At 65.5% G+C, this 16389-nt stretch carries 9 protein-coding genes and 1 pseudogene; 3 read left to right on the top strand and 7 right to left on the bottom strand.

The features are described from left to right. Positions 1-7 precede the first annotated feature (7 nt). The 7 genes from ABX298_RS23040 to ABX298_RS23010 form a co-directional block, all read right to left on the bottom strand. On the bottom strand, positions 8-1195 hold the full coding sequence (locus ABX298_RS23040) for an HlyD family efflux transporter periplasmic adaptor subunit (RefSeq protein ID WP_025338981.1): 1188 nt from the start codon (positions 1193-1195) through the stop codon (positions 8-10). Then, entirely contained in the window at positions 1185-3347 is a 2163-nt protein-coding gene (locus ABX298_RS23035) for a type I secretion system permease/ATPase (protein ID WP_286101824.1), read from the bottom strand. The genes ABX298_RS23040 and ABX298_RS23035 overlap by 11 nt, the downstream gene beginning before the upstream one ends. Then, positions 3337-4608: a TolC family protein gene (locus ABX298_RS23030; protein WP_075045129.1), complete on the bottom strand. Its 1272-nt coding sequence runs from the start codon at positions 4606-4608 to the stop codon at positions 3337-3339. The genes ABX298_RS23035 and ABX298_RS23030 overlap by 11 nt, the downstream gene beginning before the upstream one ends. Further along, positions 4608-12992: an Ig-like domain-containing protein gene (locus ABX298_RS23025; protein ID WP_367393694.1), complete on the bottom strand. Its 8385-nt coding sequence runs from the start codon at positions 12990-12992 to the stop codon at positions 4608-4610. Before ABX298_RS23025 ends, ABX298_RS23030 begins: the two co-directional genes overlap by 1 nt. Before the next feature lie 408 nt (positions 12993-13400). Beyond that, entirely contained in the window at positions 13401-13712 is a 312-nt protein-coding gene (locus ABX298_RS23020; protein ID WP_075045127.1) for a hypothetical protein, read from the bottom strand. 130 nt (positions 13713-13842) lie between these two features. Further along, positions 13843-14211, bottom strand: coding sequence for a hypothetical protein (locus tag ABX298_RS23015; protein WP_075045126.1), 369 nt, complete (start codon positions 14209-14211; stop codon positions 13843-13845). 274 nt (positions 14212-14485) lie between these two features. Continuing rightward, positions 14486-14641 carry a hypothetical protein gene (locus tag ABX298_RS23010; RefSeq protein WP_155951619.1) on the bottom strand — a complete coding sequence of 52 codons (156 nt, stop codon included), beginning with the start codon at positions 14639-14641 and terminating at the stop codon, positions 14486-14488. Positions 14642-15132: 491 nt separating this feature from the next. Between ABX298_RS23010 and ABX298_RS23005 the strand changes: the two genes are divergently transcribed. The 3 genes and pseudogenes from ABX298_RS23005 (at position 15133) to ABX298_RS22995 (ending at position 16357) form a co-directional block, all read left to right on the top strand. Continuing rightward, complete coding sequence (locus ABX298_RS23005) at positions 15133-15807, top strand: SOS response-associated peptidase (RefSeq protein WP_084785173.1); 675 nt, start codon at positions 15133-15135, stop codon at positions 15805-15807. 10 nt (positions 15808-15817) lie between these two features. Continuing rightward, a complete protein-coding gene (locus ABX298_RS23000) occupies positions 15818-15985 on the top strand; it encodes a hypothetical protein (protein ID WP_157896959.1) in 168 nt (55 codons plus the stop codon). Between the two features lie 3 nt (positions 15986-15988). Beyond that, positions 15989-16357: pseudogene (locus ABX298_RS22995) on the top strand (integrase). Positions 16358-16389: the final 32 nt, after the last annotated feature.

Here is a 16389-nt window from a genome sequence, read left to right as displayed (position 1 = left end):
CCCCAGTTCAGTACAGACGGGCCTTGATCAGCGGGCGCAGCAAGTAATTGAGCACGCTGCGCTTGCCGCTGAGGATATCCACCTCGGCAACCATGCCGGGAATGATCGGCAGCACCTCCTCGCCGCGCTTGAGCTGGCTGCCGTCAGTGCGAATCAGCACCTGGTAGTACGACTCCTTGCCGTGGGGCGTGTCCTCCTCGATGGTGTCGGCGCTGATCTGCTCCAGGGTGCCCTTGAGGTCGCCATAGATACTGAAGTCGTAGGCAGTGATCTTTACCTTGGCCGGCATGCCCGGCACCAGGAAGGCCACGTCGCGCGGCTTGATCCTGGCCTCTACCAACAGGCGGTCCTCCACCGGGATCACTTCCATGATCGCCTCGCCGGGCTGGATCACCCCGCCACGGGTGTTGATCAGCACGGTGTTGACCCGCCCACGCACCGGCGAAACGATCCCGGTGCGGCGCAGCTGGTCCTGGCGCTGCTGGACAATCGGCTCCAGGGCACTGAGGTCGGCCTTGCGCTGTGAGCGTTCGGTATAGGCATCCTGGAAGTAACTGCTCTTCAGCTCGGTCAGCTTGCCGTTGAGGGTAGCGATGTCCTGGCTCAGGCGCAGCGCCTCCATCTGGCTCACCGCACGCTTGGCCACCAGCGGGCGAACCAGGTCGAGCTGGCTCTGGGCCAGGCTGATCTGCCTCTGGATCGCCTGGCTACCTTCGAGCAGCTTGTCCCGCCGCGACTTGAACAGCTCGCGCTCGGAACGCGCCAGCGGCCCTTGCGGGTCGATGTCCGATGGAAACTCGATGGCCGCCTTGCCCAGCACCTCGGCGTCCAGCCGGGCGATGGCCGCGCGCAGCACGCCGGCCTGGTTGGCCGACTCCTGGAAATTGGTGAGAAAGCGTGTCTCGTCCAGGCGCAGCAGCGGCTGGCCGACCTCCACCAGGTCGCCCTCCTGCACCAGCAGGCGGTCGAGAATGCCCCCTTCCAGGCTCTGGATCTTCTGGATGCGGCTGAACGGCACCACCCGCCCATCGCCGCGCGTCACTTCATCGAGCTCTGCCCAGGCGGCCCAGGCGACGAACAGCAAGACGCTGCCGAGCAGGGTCCAGAGCAGCGGGCGATAGACCGGGTGAGTGGTCGCCAGCAAGGGATCGGCCAGTTGCCGGCGCAGCACTACAGAACTCTTTTCAGCTGCCATGGCCGGCTCCTTCGGCGACCTGTGGCGCCTGCACCTGGTTGCCCAGCACCACCTGGTTCAGCGGGCCGTCCATGATCACCTGGCCGTTGCGCAGCACCACCGCACGGTCCACCAGCGCCAGTACGCTTTTCTTGTGAGTGGTGATGATCAGGGTACGGCGGCCCAGCCATTTCTGCAGGTAGTCGATGACCTGTTTCTCGCTGTTCTGGTCGAAGGCCGCGGTCGGCTCGTCGAGCAGCAGGATCGGCGGGTCCTGCAACAGTACGCGGGCCAACCCCACCGCCTGGCGCTGGCCACCGGAGAGGCTGGCGTTGCCCTGGATCGGCATGTCCAGCCCCAACGGGTGGGCGCGCACGAAAGTACCCAGCCCCACGCCATCGAGGGCTTCCAGCAATTCCTCGTCGCCCAGCGCGGCGTTGGCCAGGTTGAGGTTTTCGCGCAGGCTGCCGTGGAACAGCGCCACGTCCTGCGGCAAGTAGCCGATGCCGCGCTGGCGGTCGGCCGGGTCGAGCTGGCTCAGGGCGATGTCGTCCAGCAACAGCCGGCCGGATTGCGCGTCGAGCAGGCCGCTGAGCAGCCGCAGCAGGGTCGACTTGCCGGCGCCGTTGCCGCCGAGCAGCGCCACCCGCTCACCGGCCTGGATGTTCAGCGCCTGCACGTCGACCACCGGTGGGCTGTCGCCGTGGGCCAGGCGCACCGCCTCCAGGCGGTAATGCCCGTGGAGCCGGTCGCGGTGCACGAAGCGCTTGCCGGCGGGCCGCTCCTGCTCGGCGGACATCAGCTGGTCGAGGCCCTCCAGCGCCACCTTGGTGTGCTGCCAGCGGCCAAGAATGGCGGCAGCCTGGGACAGCGGTGCGATGGCCCGCGAGGCCAGGATCGAACAGGCCACCAGGGCACCGACGGTCATCGCGCCGTCGCTTATCCGGTAGACGCCGAACACCACCACCCCGACATAGCACAGCTGCTGGACGATGCTCGCCGAATAGCTGAGAGTCGAGGCCAGGGCGTGGGTCTTCATTGCGGTACCGGCCAGTTCCCCGGTGAGCGTCTCCCACTGCTGGCGGCAGCGGCCTTCGGCACGCGCAGCCTTGACCGTCTCCAGGTGTTCGAAGGCTTCCAGCAGCACGCTGTTCTTCATCGCCCCCTCGCGCAGGTTCTGCCGCGACAGGTGCCCCAGCAGGCGCTGGGTCAGTAGCCCCGGCAGCAGCATCAACACGCAGGCCACCAGCGGCACCCAGACCACATGGCCACCGATCACGGCAATGATCAACAGGAAGATCACCACGAACGGCAGGTCGCTGATCAGTGCGGCGCTGGACGAAGTGAAGAATTCGCGGACCGACTCGAACTCACGCACCTGGGTGCTGAACGCGCCCATCGACGCCGGTTTGGCGGCGATCCGGGTGCTCAGCACACGCGCGAACAGCAGGCTCGACAACTGCAGGTCCAGGCGCTTGCCGAGAACGTTCAGCAGGTGCCCGCGAAGGATCCGCAATACCCCGTCGACGATGATCGCCAGGGCCACGCCGCTGGCGAGTATCCAGAGGGTATCGAAGGCCGCGTTGGGTACCACGCGGTCGTACACCTGCATGGCGAACAGCGCCGAGGCGACCGCCAGGACGTTGGCCACCAGGGCCGCCGCCGTGACTTCCGCATAAGAGCGCCAGAGCCGCTTGAGCGGCCCGAAGAACCAGTGCTCCGGCAGGCCGCTGGCGTAGTCGCCCACCCGCCCGTCGGGGTGGTAGCGGCACTTGGCGAACACCGCCGTGCCGCTGTAAAGCGCCTCCAGAACGGGCAGCGCCATGCACTCACGGCCGCCGTCGCTCTGCGGCACCAGCACCTCGTACTGCTCACCCTCGATGCCAACCAGCAGCAGGCTGCGGCCATCGTCGAGCAACAGCAGGGCCGGCAGCAGGTAGGCGTCCATCTGCCGCAACGGCAGCTCCGCGACCCTGGCAGTGATGTCGGCGCGGCGCAGGGCGCGGGCGACCAGGCGCAGCGGCAGGCGTCCGTGCTCCAGTGCCAGGCCGTCGACCAGCTCGGCGTCGCCCAGCGGCCGGCCCAGTTGCCGGCACAGCAGCAGCAGGCCCTGGCGCAGCGGGTCGTCGTGGTTCAGGGTCACGACATTATCCGGGGTTTGTTCAACTTCCATGATTCAACCGATTCTCCAGTAATGCCCCCAACAGCCCGACCTGCGCAGCCGCCCGGTACTCGATGCGTTTGCGCTCGATGTGCAGATTGATCAATTGCCGCTCGGCCTCGAAGCGTTCGCGCTGCACATTGAGCAAGTCGATCACGTCGCGCCGGCCGACCTCGAACTGCTCGCGGTACAGCTCGCCAACCTGCTCCGACTCCGTCACCTGCTGGCTCAGCGACTGTTCCCGCCAGCGCAGGGTGTCGCCATTATCGAACAGCGTCTGCAACTGCCGGCGGATGTCACGCTGCATCGCATCGGCCGTCCATTGCGCCGACTCCAGACGCTGCTGCGCAGCGGTCGGCCGGCGGAAGTTGGAAAGCCCCTGGAAGGTATCCATGCGAAAGCGCAGCGACATCACCGAGTCGCTTTCCGGGCGCCCGCCGATCTCCCGGCGCAGCGCGGAGGCCTCCAGGTTCAACTGCGGCAGCAACGAAGCCTTGGCCTCGCGGACTTGCGCCTCGGCGACATTGGCGTCCTCCAACGCCTTGCGCTGCAACGGCGACTCGCGGATCACCCGCGCCACATCGCTGGCAGCCAGGTAGCGCTGCAGCGACATCGGCTCGGGCTCCACCAGCTCGGAGGGGTCCTGGCCAACCAGGATCGCGTACTGGTTGCGCGCGTCCTGCAGGTTGCCCTTCTCCAGCGACAGCTGTTCCTGGGCACGCGCCAGTTCGAGGTTGGCGCGGTCCAGTTCGCTGCGGTCGGCGTAACCGTCGCTGCCGCGCGCCTGGGTCATCTCGCGGATGCCGTCGAGGCGCTGGATGTGCTGGCGCACCGTCTCCACCCGGCGCTCCGAGGCAAGCACATCGAGATAGGTCTCGACGATATCCAGCGCCGCATCGTCGCGCGCCACCAGCACCGCCTCGGAAAGCTTGCGCCGGGTCGCGCTGGCGCTGTCGACCTTGCTCGTCACCCTTCCCCAGTCATACAGCATCTGCGAGACGGTGACGTCGTAGACGACCTCGCCAACGTCGAACTCCTGCGGCCCTCCGGACATGGTGACAGAGGGGTAATAGCCACCCTTGGCGATCTCCACCTCGGTGCCCGCACGATCCGCTTCGGCCATCGCCGAACGCACCTGCGGGTGGATCGCCAACCCCGCCCGCACCGCCTGGTCAAGCGGGATGGCCGGGGCGGACAACGGCAGCCCCAGGCACAGGAGCCAGAGGGCTCCCGCGCCACGGCGCCGTCCCTTGAGCACGGACAGGCCGCGCATCAGACCACGACCTGTACCGTGTTGTCCTCGATCAGCAGGGTACTGCTGCCAAAGTTGTAGACATCGTAGGTAATGCCGTTGACCTGCTGGGTGGTCCCGGTGTTCACGGCACCCACCACGTTGAGGGTGTCGTTGCTCTCGCCGGTGATCTGCAGCACGTTGTTGGCATCGGTGATGGCGTCGACCTCCGCCGCGGTCAGGGTCAGTACGCTCCCCGAGTCGCCCTTGCCGAGGTCGATACGCTCGATGTTGGAGAGCGTGCCGACGCCGACGGCGTTGTAATCGAGGTCGATGCCGTCGGCCAGGACCAACGTGTCGAAGCCGGCGCCGCCGTCGATGCTGACGAAGTTGGTCGCGGTGATCTGGATGGCATCGTTGCCGTTGCCGGCCACCACGTGATCACCGGTCCCCACGTTTAAGATCAGGTCGTTGCCATCACCTCCATTGATGTGCTCCGAACTGCCGCTCGCCCCGGACATGACGTCGTCCCCCGAGGTACCGTTGACGTCGATCTGGCCGATATTCAGTGACAGCCCGTTGGGGGTCAGGGTGATGCCGTAGGCCGAGCTGTCGTTGCCATTGGTGTCGGTGGCGACGATATTGAACGAGATCTGCGAACCGAGGTTGAGGATATCGGTGATGTTCAGCCCCAGCTGGGTGAGGACGGTCGGGCTCAGCAGGTTCAGCGAGAAGTTGCCCGAGCTGTCCGCCTGGATCGGCAGCAGTTCGACGTTCAGCGCAGGGGTGATGACACGGATCACCACGCTGGAGTCCGGCTCGGTGGTGCCGCTGAAACCGAACCGCGGGTTCAGCGGGTTGAGGCTGACATCGACGCCGAAGTTGCCGATGGTGACTGGCTGTTCAATGCTGCCGCCAACGCCGATGGTCGCTACATTGCTCGTGTTGCCGGCCGGATCCTCGCCGGTGACCGAGACCTGGGCGTTGAGCAACTGGTCCAGGGTAAGGTCGATGTCCAGGTCGGTGAGCAGGTTCAGCGAAGCCAGCCCGCTGTTGTCGGCGGTCACCGTGGCCGTGGCGGTGACGCCGCCGATGTCCACTTCGACCGTAAGTTCGGTTCCCGGATCGGTGGAGATGGTCAGGATGCTGCCCACCAGCGACAGCACCGGGGTCGCAGGCGGGATGGTGTCGACGGTGAACGGCACCGAGGTCGAAGCAGTACCGCCATTGATGTCTGCGGTGACGGTAGAGGCGCCCTCCGGGAACGGCCCCATGCCACCGCCAGGGGGAATGGTCACGGTGACGCTGCCGGCCAGGATATCGCCGGCGGTGATGGTGTGCGTTGCCTGCGTCTCGTAGCCGTTCTGCCCGGCGAAGGCGACGGTGATCACCTGGCCGACCTGCATGGTCGGGCGGATCGTCACGTCGACCTGGATGCCGTCGCTGATCTCGGCCGCGTTGATCCAGGTATCGGCGGCTTCCGGCACGCTGATGGTCGGCGGCGCCAGGTCCGGCGCGTTGATCGTCGCCGGGCCGCTGAGGTTGCCGGCAGCGTCGGCGGTGACCCCGCTGATCAGCTCGCCGGTGATCAGCGGTGGCGCCAACGGCAGGCTGAAGTTACCGGCGCCGTCGACATTCACCGTGATCGGGTTGGCGGTATCGCCGTCGATCACGAGGCGTACCTCGCTGTTCGGCTCGGCGGTACCGGTCAGCAGCGCACCGTCGGCACTGATGCTCAACAGCGGTGCCGACGGCGCCACCGAGTCGACCGTGGTACTGGCCGGGCCACTGCTGTTGCCGGCGGCGTCCTCGGCCACCGCGTTGACCACCGTGCCATTGGCCAGCGGCGTGGTTGGGGTGAAACTCCAGTCGCCACTGCCGTCGGCGGTCGTCTCGCCGATCGGGTTGCCGCCACCATCGGTGAGGATGACGGTGGCGCCGGGCTCAGCAGTACCCGTGAGGACCACACCATTGCTCGGCTCGATAGTCGGCGCGGCCGGGGCGATGGCGTCAACAGTGACGCTGCTCGGCCCGCTGGTATTGCCGGCCGGGTCCTGGGCCACGGCGTTGATCACCGTGCCGTTGGCCAGCGGCGTGCCGGGCGTGAACGACCAGTTGCCACTGCCGTCGGCGGTCGTCTCACCGATCGGGTTGCCGCTGCCATCGGTGAGGATCACCCTGGCGCCGGCTTCAGCGGTACCACTGATCTCGGTACCGTTGCTCGGCTCGATCGTCGGCTGGCCAGGGGCTACCGCATCCACCGTGGTGCTGACTTGTGGGGTGCTGGTGTTGCCAGCGGCGTCCTGGGCCACAGCATTGATGACCGTGCCGTTGACCAGCGGCGTACCGGGCGTGAACGACCAGTTGCCGCTGCCGTCGGCAGTGGTCTGGCCGATCGGGTTGCCGCTGCCGTCAGTGAGGATCACCTTGGCCCCGGCCTCAGCGGTACCACTGATCACCACCCCGTTGCTCGGGTTGATGACCGGTGCGGCCGGCGCGATGGCGTCAACGGTGGCGCTGGTCGGCCCGCTGGTATTGCCGGACGGGTCCTGAGCCACGGCGTTGATCACCGTGCCGTTGCCCAGCGCAGGCGAAGGCGTGAAGGCCCAGTTGCCACTGCCATCGGCGGTCGTCTGGCCGATCGGGTTGCCGCTGCCGTCGGTGAGGATCACCTTGGTCCCGGCTTCGGCGGTACCACTGATCACCACCCCGTTGCTCGGGCTGATAATCGGTGCGGCCGGGGCGATGGCGTCAACGGTGACGCTGGCCGGCCCGCTGGTATTGCCGGCCGGGTCCTGGGCCACGGCGTTGATCACCGTGCCGTTGGCAAGCGGCGTGCCGGGCGTGAACGACCAGTTGCCGCTGCCGTCGGCGACGGTCTGGCCGATCGGGTTGCCGCTGCCGTCGGTGAGGATCACCCTGGCGCCGGCTTCAGCGGTACCACTGATCTCGGTACCGTTGCTCGGCTCGATCGTCGGCTGGCCAGGGGCTACCGCATCCACCGTGGTGCTGACTTGTGGGGTGCTGGTGTTGCCAGCGGCGTCCTGGGCCACAGCATTGATGACCGTGCCGTTGACCAGCGGCGTACCGGGCGTGAACGACCAGTTGCCGCTGCCGTCGGCAGTGGTCTGGCCGATCGGGTTGCCGCTGCCGTCAGTGAGGATCACCTTGGCCCCGGCCTCAGCGGTACCACTGATCACCACCCCGTTGCTCGGGTTGATGACCGGTGCGGCCGGCGCGATGGCGTCAACGGTGGCGCTGGTCGGCCCGCTGGTATTGCCGGACGGGTCCTGAGCCACGGCGTTGATCACCGTGCCGTTGCCCAGCGCAGGCGAAGGCGTGAAGGCCCAGTTGCCACTGCCATCGGCGGTCGTCTGGCCGATCGGGTTGCCGCTGCCGTCGGTGAGGATCACCTTGGTCCCGGCTTCGGCGGTACCACTGATCACCACCCCGTTGCTCGGGCTGATAATCGGTGCGGCCGGGGCGATGGCGTCAACGGTGACGCTGGCCGGCCCGCTGGTATTGCCGGCTGGGTCCTGGGCCACGGCGTTGATGACCGTGCCGTTGGCCAGCGGCGTGCCGGGCGTGAACGACCAGTTGCCGCTGCCGTCGGCGGTAGTCTGACCTATCGGGTTGCCGCCGCCGTCGGTGAGGATGACAGTGGCGCCGGCTTCGGCAGTACCACTGATTTCCGTGCCATTGCTAGGTTCAACCACCGGAGCGGCCGGCGCCACGCCGTCCACGGTAATGACCGCCGGCGCACTATCGGTCCCACCGGGGTTGCGCGCCACCGCGTTGACCACGGTGCCATCCGGCAACGGAATGCCGGGGGTGAACGACCAGTTACCGGTGCCGTCGGCGGTGACCTGGCCGATCGGGTTGCCGCTGCCATCGGTGAGGATAATGGTGTTACCGGCATCGGCAGTACCGCTGATCACCGAGCCGTTACTCGGGTCGACCTGCGGAATCGACGGCAGCGACGAGTCCACGGTGGTGCTCCCTGGAGCGCCTGTATTGCCGGCGGCATCGGTCGCCGTGGCGTTGACCACGGTACCATTGGGCAGTTGCGTGCCCGGGGTAAACGTCCAGTTGCCGCTGCCATCGGCAGTGACTTCGCCAATCGGATTACCATTGCCATCGGTGAGGGTCACGGTGCTGTTCGGCTCGGCAGTACCGTTGATCACGGCGCCGTTGCTCGGATTGACCACTGGCGCGGCGGGTGCGATCGAATCCACCGTGGTGCTGCCCTGCGGGCCAGTGTTGCCGGCTGGGTCCTGGGCGACGGCGTTGACCACCGTGCCGTTGGGCAGCGGTGTGGTTGGGGTGAAGCTCCAGTCGCCGCTGCCGTCGGTGGTCGTCTCGCCGATGGGGTTGCCGCTGCCATCGGTCAGGATGACGGTGCTGCCCGGCTCGGCGGTGCCGCTGATTTCGCTGCCGTTGCTTGGCTCGACGACTGGTGCGGCCGGGGCTACCGAGTCCACTGTGGTGGCGGCCTGCGGACCGGTGTTGCCGGTCGGGTCGGTTGCCGTGGCGATGATTACGGTACCGTTGGCCAGCGGTGTACCGGGGGTGAAACTCCAGTTTCCGCTGCCGTCGGCGGTGACCTGGGCGATCGGGTTGCCGCCGAGGTCGGTCAGGGTGATGGTGGCGCCCGCTTCGGCGGTACCGCTGATGGTCACGCCGTTAGTTGGATTGATTACCGGTGCAGCCGGCGCGCTGGAATCGACGGTGACCGTCGCTGCCGGGCTGGTGTTGCCCGCCGGGTCGCTCGCCGTGGCATTGACCACGGTGCCATTGGGCAGCGGCGTCGCTGGGGTGAACGTCCAGTTGCCGCTGCCGTCGGCGGTGACTTCGCCAATGGGGTTACCGCTGCCGTCGGTGAGGGTCACTGTGCTGTTCGGCTCGGCGGTGCCGCTAAGACTGCTGCCGTTGCTGAGATTGATGGTGGGTACACCCGGGGCCACGCCGTCCACGGTGGTGCTGGCCGGCCCGCTGGTATTGCCGGCCGGGTCAGTCGCCGTGGCGTTGATCACGGTTCCGTCGGCCAGCGGCGTACCGGGGGTGAAGCTCCAGTCGCCGCTGCCGTCGGCAGTGGTCTGGCCGATCGGGTTGCCGCTGCCATCGGTCAGGGTGATGGTACTGCCTGGCTCGGCGGTGCCGCTGATTTCGCTGCCGTTGCTCAGTTCGACCACAGGTGCGGCCGGGGCTACCGAGTCCACCGTGGTGGCGGCCTGCGGACCGGTGTTGCCGGTCGGGTCGGTTGCCGTGGCGATGATTACGGTACCGTTGGCCAACGGTGTACCGGGGGTAAAGTTCCAGTTGCCGCTGCCGTCGGCGGTGACCTGAGCGATCGGGTTGCCGCCGAGGTCGGTCAGGGTGACGGTGGCGCCCGCTTCGGCGGTACCGCTGATGGTCACGCCGTTAGTTGGATTGATTACCGGCGCAGCCGGCGCACTGGAGTCGACAGTGACCGTCGCTGCCGGGCTGGTGTTGCCGGCCGGGTCGCTCGCCGTGGCATTGACCACGGTGCCATTGGGCAGCGGCGTGGCTGGGGTGAACGACCAGTTACCGCTGCCGTCGGCGGTAACTTCGCCAATCGGATTACCACTGCCGTCGGTGAGGGTCACGGTGCTGTTCGGCTCGGCGGTGCCGCTGAGGCTGCTGCCGTTGCTGAGGTCGATGGTGGGCACGCCCGGGGCCACGCCATCCACGGTGGTGCTGCCCTGCCCGCTGGTATTGCCGGCCGGGTCGGTCGCCGTGGCATTGACCACGGAGCCATCCGGCAACGGTGTGCCTGGCGTGAACGACCAGTTGCCGCTGCCGTCGGCGGTGGTCTGGCCGATCGGGTTGCCGCTGCCGTCGGTCAGGGTGATGGTGCTGCCCGGCTCGGCGGTGCCGCTGATTTCGCTGCCGTTGCTCGGCTCGACCACCGGCGCGGCCGGGGCCACCGAGTCCACTGTGGTGCTCGTTGGGGCGCTGGTGTTGCCGGTCGGGTCGGTCGCGGTGGCGTTCACCACGGTGCCGTTGGGTAACGGGCTGCCCGGTGTGAAACTCCAGTTGCCACTGCCGTCAGCGGTGACCTGGCCGATCGGGTTGCCGCTGCCATCGGTCAGGGTGACGGTGGCACCTGCTTCAGCGGTACCGCCGATGGTCGCGCCGTTACTCGGATTGATTACCGGTGCAGCCGGCGCGCTGGAATCGACGGTGACCGTCGCTGCCGGGCTGGTGTTGCCAGCCGGGTCGCTCGCCGTGGCATTGACCACGGTGCCATTGGGCAGCGGCGTGGCTGGGGTGAACGACCAGTTACCGCTGCCGTCGGCGGTAACTTCGCCAATCGGATTACCACTGCCGTCGGTGAGGGTCACGGTGCTGTTCGGCTCGGCGGTGCCGCTGAGGCTGCTGCCGTTGCTGAGGTCGATGGTGGGCACGCCCGGGGCCACGCCATCCACGGTGGTGCTGCCCTGCCCGCTGGTATTGCCGGCCGGGTCGGTCGCCGTGGCATTGACCACGGAGCCATCCGGCAACGGTGTGCCTGGGGTGAACGACCAGTTGCCGCTGCCGTCGGCGGTGGTCTGGCCGATCGGGTTGCCGCTGCCGTCGGTCAGAGTGATGGTGCTGCCCGGTTCGGCGGTGCCGCTGATTTCGCTGCCGTTGCTCGGCTGGACCACCGGCGCGGCCGGGGCCACCGAGTCCACTGTGGTGCTCGATGGAGCGCTGGTATTGCCAGTCGGGTCGGTCGCAGTGGCGTTCACCACGGTGCCGTTGGGTAACGGGCTGCCCGGTGTGAAACTCCAGTTGCCACTGCCGTCGGCGGTGACCTGGCCGATCGGGTTGCCGCCGGCATCGGTCAGCGTGACGGTGCTGCCCGGTTCGGCGGTGCCACTGATCGTGGTGCCATTGCTGGGGTTGACCACTGGTGCAGCCGGGGCCTGGGCATCCACTGTCGTGCTCGTCGGAGCGCTGGTATTGCCAGCTGCATCCTGGGCCACCACGTTGATCACGGTACCGTCGGGCAGCGGTGTCGCGGGGGTGTAGCTCCAGTTGCCACTGCCATCGGCCGTCACCTGGCCGATCGGATTACCGCTGCCATCGGTGAGGGTCACGGTGCTGTTCGGCTCGGCGGTGCCGCTGAGGCTGCTGCCGTCGCTCAGGTTGATGGTGGGAGCGCCCGGCGCCACGCTATCCACGGTGGTGCTGCCCTGCCCGCTGGTATTGCCAGCCGCGTCCTGGGCCACCGCGTTGACCACGGTACCGTCGGGCAGCGGTGTCGCGGGGGTATAGCTCCAGTTGCCGTTGCCATCGGCCGTCACCTGGCCGATCGGGTTACCGCTGCCATCGGTGAGGGTCACGGTGCTGTTCGGCTCGGCGGTACCACTGAGCTCGGTACCATTGCTCGGGTTGATCACCGGTGCCGCTGGCGCCACGCCGTCGATGATGATGCTGGCGGGCGGGCCGCTGTTACCGGCGGCATCCACTACCACTGCTTTGACCACCGTGCCATCGGGCAGTGGGCTATCGGGTGTGTACGACCAGTTACCGTTGCCGTCGGCAGTAGTCTGGCCGATGGGGTTGCCGTTGCCGTCGGTAAGCACCACGGTGCTGCCCGGCTCGGCGGTACCGCTGATGCTGGAGCCGTTGCTCGGGTTGATTTGCGGCGCATCGGGGAAATCAGGGGCCTGCACGGTCGCGGGCGGGCTGCTATTGCCGGCCGGATCGGTCACCACCACGGTAACCGTTTCGCCGTTGGTCAGTGGCGGATTCAGTGGAATCTGGAATTTGCCGTCGGAGCCGACCACCACGCTGACGTCGGTTTGCCCGTCGCCGTTGCTGTCGATGCCCACGGTGGCACCCGGCTCGGCCGTGCCACTGATGCTGCTGCCATCCGGGGCAATCTGCAGTCCGCTGGCGGGCGCCGGAGCCGTGGTGTCAGGCAGCACACCGCCATCACCGCCGCCACCGCCGCCGCCGCCATCGTTGCTGTTGGCGATCGCGACGCCGCCGCCAATGATCGCAGCCCCAGCCAGCAATGCAGCGCCGGGGCTGAGCCCGGCAATGGTGCCGTCGGCGCCAGTGAGCGACTCGAACCCGGCCGCAGTTTCCTGGGGTACATAACCTGCCAACAGCGGCCCATCGGCAGCGACCGGTGGCAGGTCGACGGCAAGCAGCTTGTCCCGGTCTACCAGGTACAACTGGCTTACCGGCTGCCCCTCGACATAGAAGTTGGCAATGCGCAGGCTCTCGCCAGACTTCAGTTGTACGATCAGGTCCGCCCCGCTTTTTGTGTAGCTCGTCACGCTTTCGGGAGCAATATCCAGAACAATGTTACTGCTCTGAGTAAGCGTCAGGATTCCGTTATCGGGGATTGCGATGGGGGCGGCAGAAGTAACACTTTGAGCGAGGGGAGATACCTTGGCCTGAATCGACATACGTGACAGTCCTTTTGTCTACAGCACGACCGAGCGATCGCACGCGTATATCCACAAATAGCACGACCCCCATAAAACGCCAGACGGGCTTTAGAATATTTAAGGAAGGTCTCTTGCGGGGAGGATCATCATCAAGGTTCGCAAAAATCTACTTGATCTATTACTTTTGAGTTAGCCCTTCCTCACCGCAGGATGGCGTAACTGAAAGTTGGTGTTAACAGGAAGGTATTAGTTGAAAAGTAGCCGCCCCCACACCTTGATAAATGCAAACAAATCGTGTTTGCTTCCAGCTCCTGACGAACCTTTCAACTTGAGCCTGGGTAAGCCCGACAGCAAGGCAGATTATCGAGCAACATGAGACAGTAGGCCGCTCGGTGCTGGTCTTCGAGCGGCTCGTTCAGCGTTCCCTTAGTTGAACTTGAGCTTTGCCACTTTGCTCAGTGCCCACCCACTGAACACGTAGAACGCATCCAGATAGAAGCGGCCTTCGTAGTTCGGTAGCGGTACACGATTCAACAACAGCTCGGGCATGTCGGGCGACGGTGGAAACAGCGCATAAAAGCCGTTGGGCAACACCGCCAACGCGATGAGCAGCAGGTAGGTCACGGTCCGCAGCATGGTGGCGCGGTTATCGGACTGCTCGGCCCATTTCAGGCCGAACCAGGCGACCAGGCCGGCAACCGGCAACACCCAGAAATGCGTCGGCATTCCAATGAACATTTCCGCGACAATGCTTCTTGCTTCCAACCTGGTGCTCTCCGTTCAAATGAGCGGATTATTGCCGCTGGAGTCAGCAAATGCAAAAAGCCCGCTCTCGAGGGCGGGCATTTTGTTCGCGAGGGTCAGTCGATCATGCTTTAGAACACATCAGCGCGGCATCCAGCAGCCTGCCATGGTCGTACCAGGCATCGCGTTGATAGGCCGCGAACTGGCGCTGGTTACCCGTGCCCCGCACCTCGACCAGGCCACCCGCCTTGTCGGGGTCGGTACTATCGACGAAAAGTCTGACCGAGTTATCGCCATCGACCTGGTAGGTTTTCACATTCCCTTGAAGTTCGCTTTTGACGCATCCCAGGTACGCCGGCGTACTTCTTTCCGTGGCCCCGGCCGCATACCCATGGCCCTCCCGCACATCGGGGTCATGTGCGCAGCCTGCCATGAACAGTGTGGCGAAAGTGGATATCAGTATTGCACCTGCTACCGATCTTGAGCTCTTCACGCGACACGCTCCTGTCGCCCCATCGAGTAACTTGGGAAAGTGTTGCCAAGCCGCATGCCTTTTTTTGGTTTTTGTTTGCCCATGTTACTGCTCAACGTCAGCCGGGCAATATGCTTGTTTGCTATATAGGTTTCAGGACGGGCTTTCCCCGCGAAGATAACCTTCGTTCATGGATAAGCGGGCAAGTTCCAGACAGGCCAGCCTGGGCGAGTTTGCGTTGTCTTGCAGTGTATTCGCACAGGCCTGGCCGCAAGCGGAAGGGATGCTGCCTGCATCAATAGCGGCGGTAGTCCTGGCCACCATGGTATCCATCGTTGAAATGCCGGTGATGACCGCCGCCGTGATGCCCACCGTGGTGCCAGTATGGCCAGCAACCACCGAGCAGCAGCAACCCTGACAACACCACGACCCATGCAGTCTTGCGTTTCATGTGCGTACCTCCGGCCAGGTGAAACCAGGCCTTGCTTACGTTGGACCGCACAAAGGAGGGATGTTCAGGCAGGGGCCGGCCGTTGGTCTTCTTGCCAGCGATTTCATGCGCAGGACATTCCGGTACCGTATGGCCATGAACCCGCCAGAGCGCGAGCAAAACCCGACCAAGACCGGATTGCCTTCCTGCTGGTGCCCCGATTCCGGGGGGGCTGAACCCACAATCGGGGTCAGGCGATGGCCTTCAGGAACACCAGTGTCGCCACCAGATCCAGGAGCAGTACGGCAACCACCACGAAGGCCATGTAATAGCGGTCATCCTGAGTCATTTTTGCGTTCCCCGAATGATCAATGCCTCAGGGTCAAAGCAATTGCTGTTCCAAAACCGTGACACATCCGATCAGGGTCGCTCCGTCCATGCTCGGCCCCCTGCTGCCATGTGCCCGAGGAACCATGCCCTGGCCTATGCTCATGGTTTCGGAGGAAGCGAATATGTGCGGAAGGCTCAGCCAGTACCGTGGCATACATGACTTCGTTGAAACCCTGAGCCTGCCAGAGGCCTGGCGGAACAACGTCGGCGACCAGCCGCTTGGCCGGTACAACATCGCGCCGACCACGCTGGTGGCAGTACTGCGGATGGATGACGCAGGCCCACGAGCGGACCTGGTGAAGTGGGGATGGCGGCCGCACTGGGCAAACGATCGCGCTGCGCCGATCAACGCGCGGGTCGAGAAGGTGGCGCATGGCCCATTCTTCCGGGCGATCTGGCCGCACCGGGCCATCACCCCTATCGACGGCTGGTACGAATGGGTTGATGAAGGTGGGCCGAAGAAGCAGCCGTACTACATCCGCCGCCAGGATGGGCACCCTGCCCTTTGCGCCTCGATCGGCCAGTTCACCGGCACCGAGCACGACGGGTTCGTCATCATTACCGCCGACGCTCAGGGCGGAATGGTCGACGTTCACGACCGCCGGCCTGTCGTGTTGTCGCCAGAGCTCGCGTACGAGTGGATCGCGGCAGCAATGCCCAGCGAGCGCGCAGAACAACTGGTGCTCAACCTGGGTGAGCCGGCCGAAGCCTTCGAGTGGTACCGGGTGGGTATCGCCGTGGGGAATGTGCGCAACCAAGGTGCCGAGCTGATGTACCCGCTTCAGCGTATGATCTGAATGCGCAGCGATGCAGGATCGTAAGCGCGGCGCCTGCGATTATTGCGATGAGGACCGTATCCCTGCCATCAGCCATACCGAGCTGGCCAAGATCTCGCGCCTCTATGCGACGCGTAGAAGTATCTGCAGATCAGTGCTGCTCAACGAGCGCGCGCTGAATGCCATCCAGCAGGCCTAGAGGATGGCAACTCTCCAGCGCAGGGCATCCCAAGCCAGCGCACCCGATCCGCCCATTTCTGTTCCAGCCGAGCAAAGGTGGGCTGTGGATCAACGAACCAAGTGTTACAATCCGCCACTTCAAATCGGCGCCCAAGGCGCTGAACATCCGTGAACGCCGTCAGTACGACACCCGCCACACCTACGCCACCCTATGCCTGATGTCTGGGATGAACCCGCGTTCATCGCGAACCAGCTTGGTCACAGCGTCGAGATGTTGCTTTCTACCTACGCGAAATGGATCAGCTCCTCCTCGGACTGGAGGGAGCTGGAGAAGCTGCCGCCCCGAGTCGAATTGGCCCAAAATTGGCCCAAGACTGACGAGATGGCCTAAATACACCTCTGGAACCCCCGCAGGACAAGCAC

The organism is Pseudomonas sp. X4, assembly GCF_040784925.1.
Taxonomy (GTDB): Bacteria; Pseudomonadota; Gammaproteobacteria; order Pseudomonadales; family Pseudomonadaceae; genus Aquipseudomonas; species Aquipseudomonas putida_Z.
The sequence above is the reverse complement of the archived record's forward strand: the minus strand, read 5'-3'. Positions and strand labels throughout refer to the sequence as shown.

Coding starts and splice junctions, on each gene's coding strand:
- ABX298_RS23040 (WP_025338981.1), bottom strand. CDS start 1,195: ATGGCAGCTGAAAAGAGTTCTGTAGTGCTGCGCCGGCAACTGGCCGAT.
- ABX298_RS23035 (WP_286101824.1), bottom strand. CDS start 3,347: ATGGAAGTTGAACAAACCCCGGATAATGTCGTGACCCTGAACCACGAC.
- ABX298_RS23030 (WP_075045129.1), bottom strand. CDS start 4,608: ATGCGCGGCCTGTCCGTGCTCAAGGGACGGCGCCGTGGCGCGGGAGCC.
- ABX298_RS23025 (WP_367393694.1), bottom strand. CDS start 12,992: ATGTCGATTCAGGCCAAGGTATCTCCCCTCGCTCAAAGTGTTACTTCT.
- ABX298_RS23020 (WP_075045127.1), bottom strand. CDS start 13,712: ATGTTCATTGGAATGCCGACGCATTTCTGGGTGTTGCCGGTTGCCGGC.
- ABX298_RS23010 (WP_155951619.1), bottom strand. CDS start 14,641: ATGAAACGCAAGACTGCATGGGTCGTGGTGTTGTCAGGGTTGCTGCTG.
- ABX298_RS23005 (WP_084785173.1), top strand. CDS start 15,133: ATGTGCGGAAGGCTCAGCCAGTACCGTGGCATACATGACTTCGTTGAA.
- ABX298_RS23000 (WP_157896959.1), top strand. CDS start 15,818: ATGCAGGATCGTAAGCGCGGCGCCTGCGATTATTGCGATGAGGACCGT.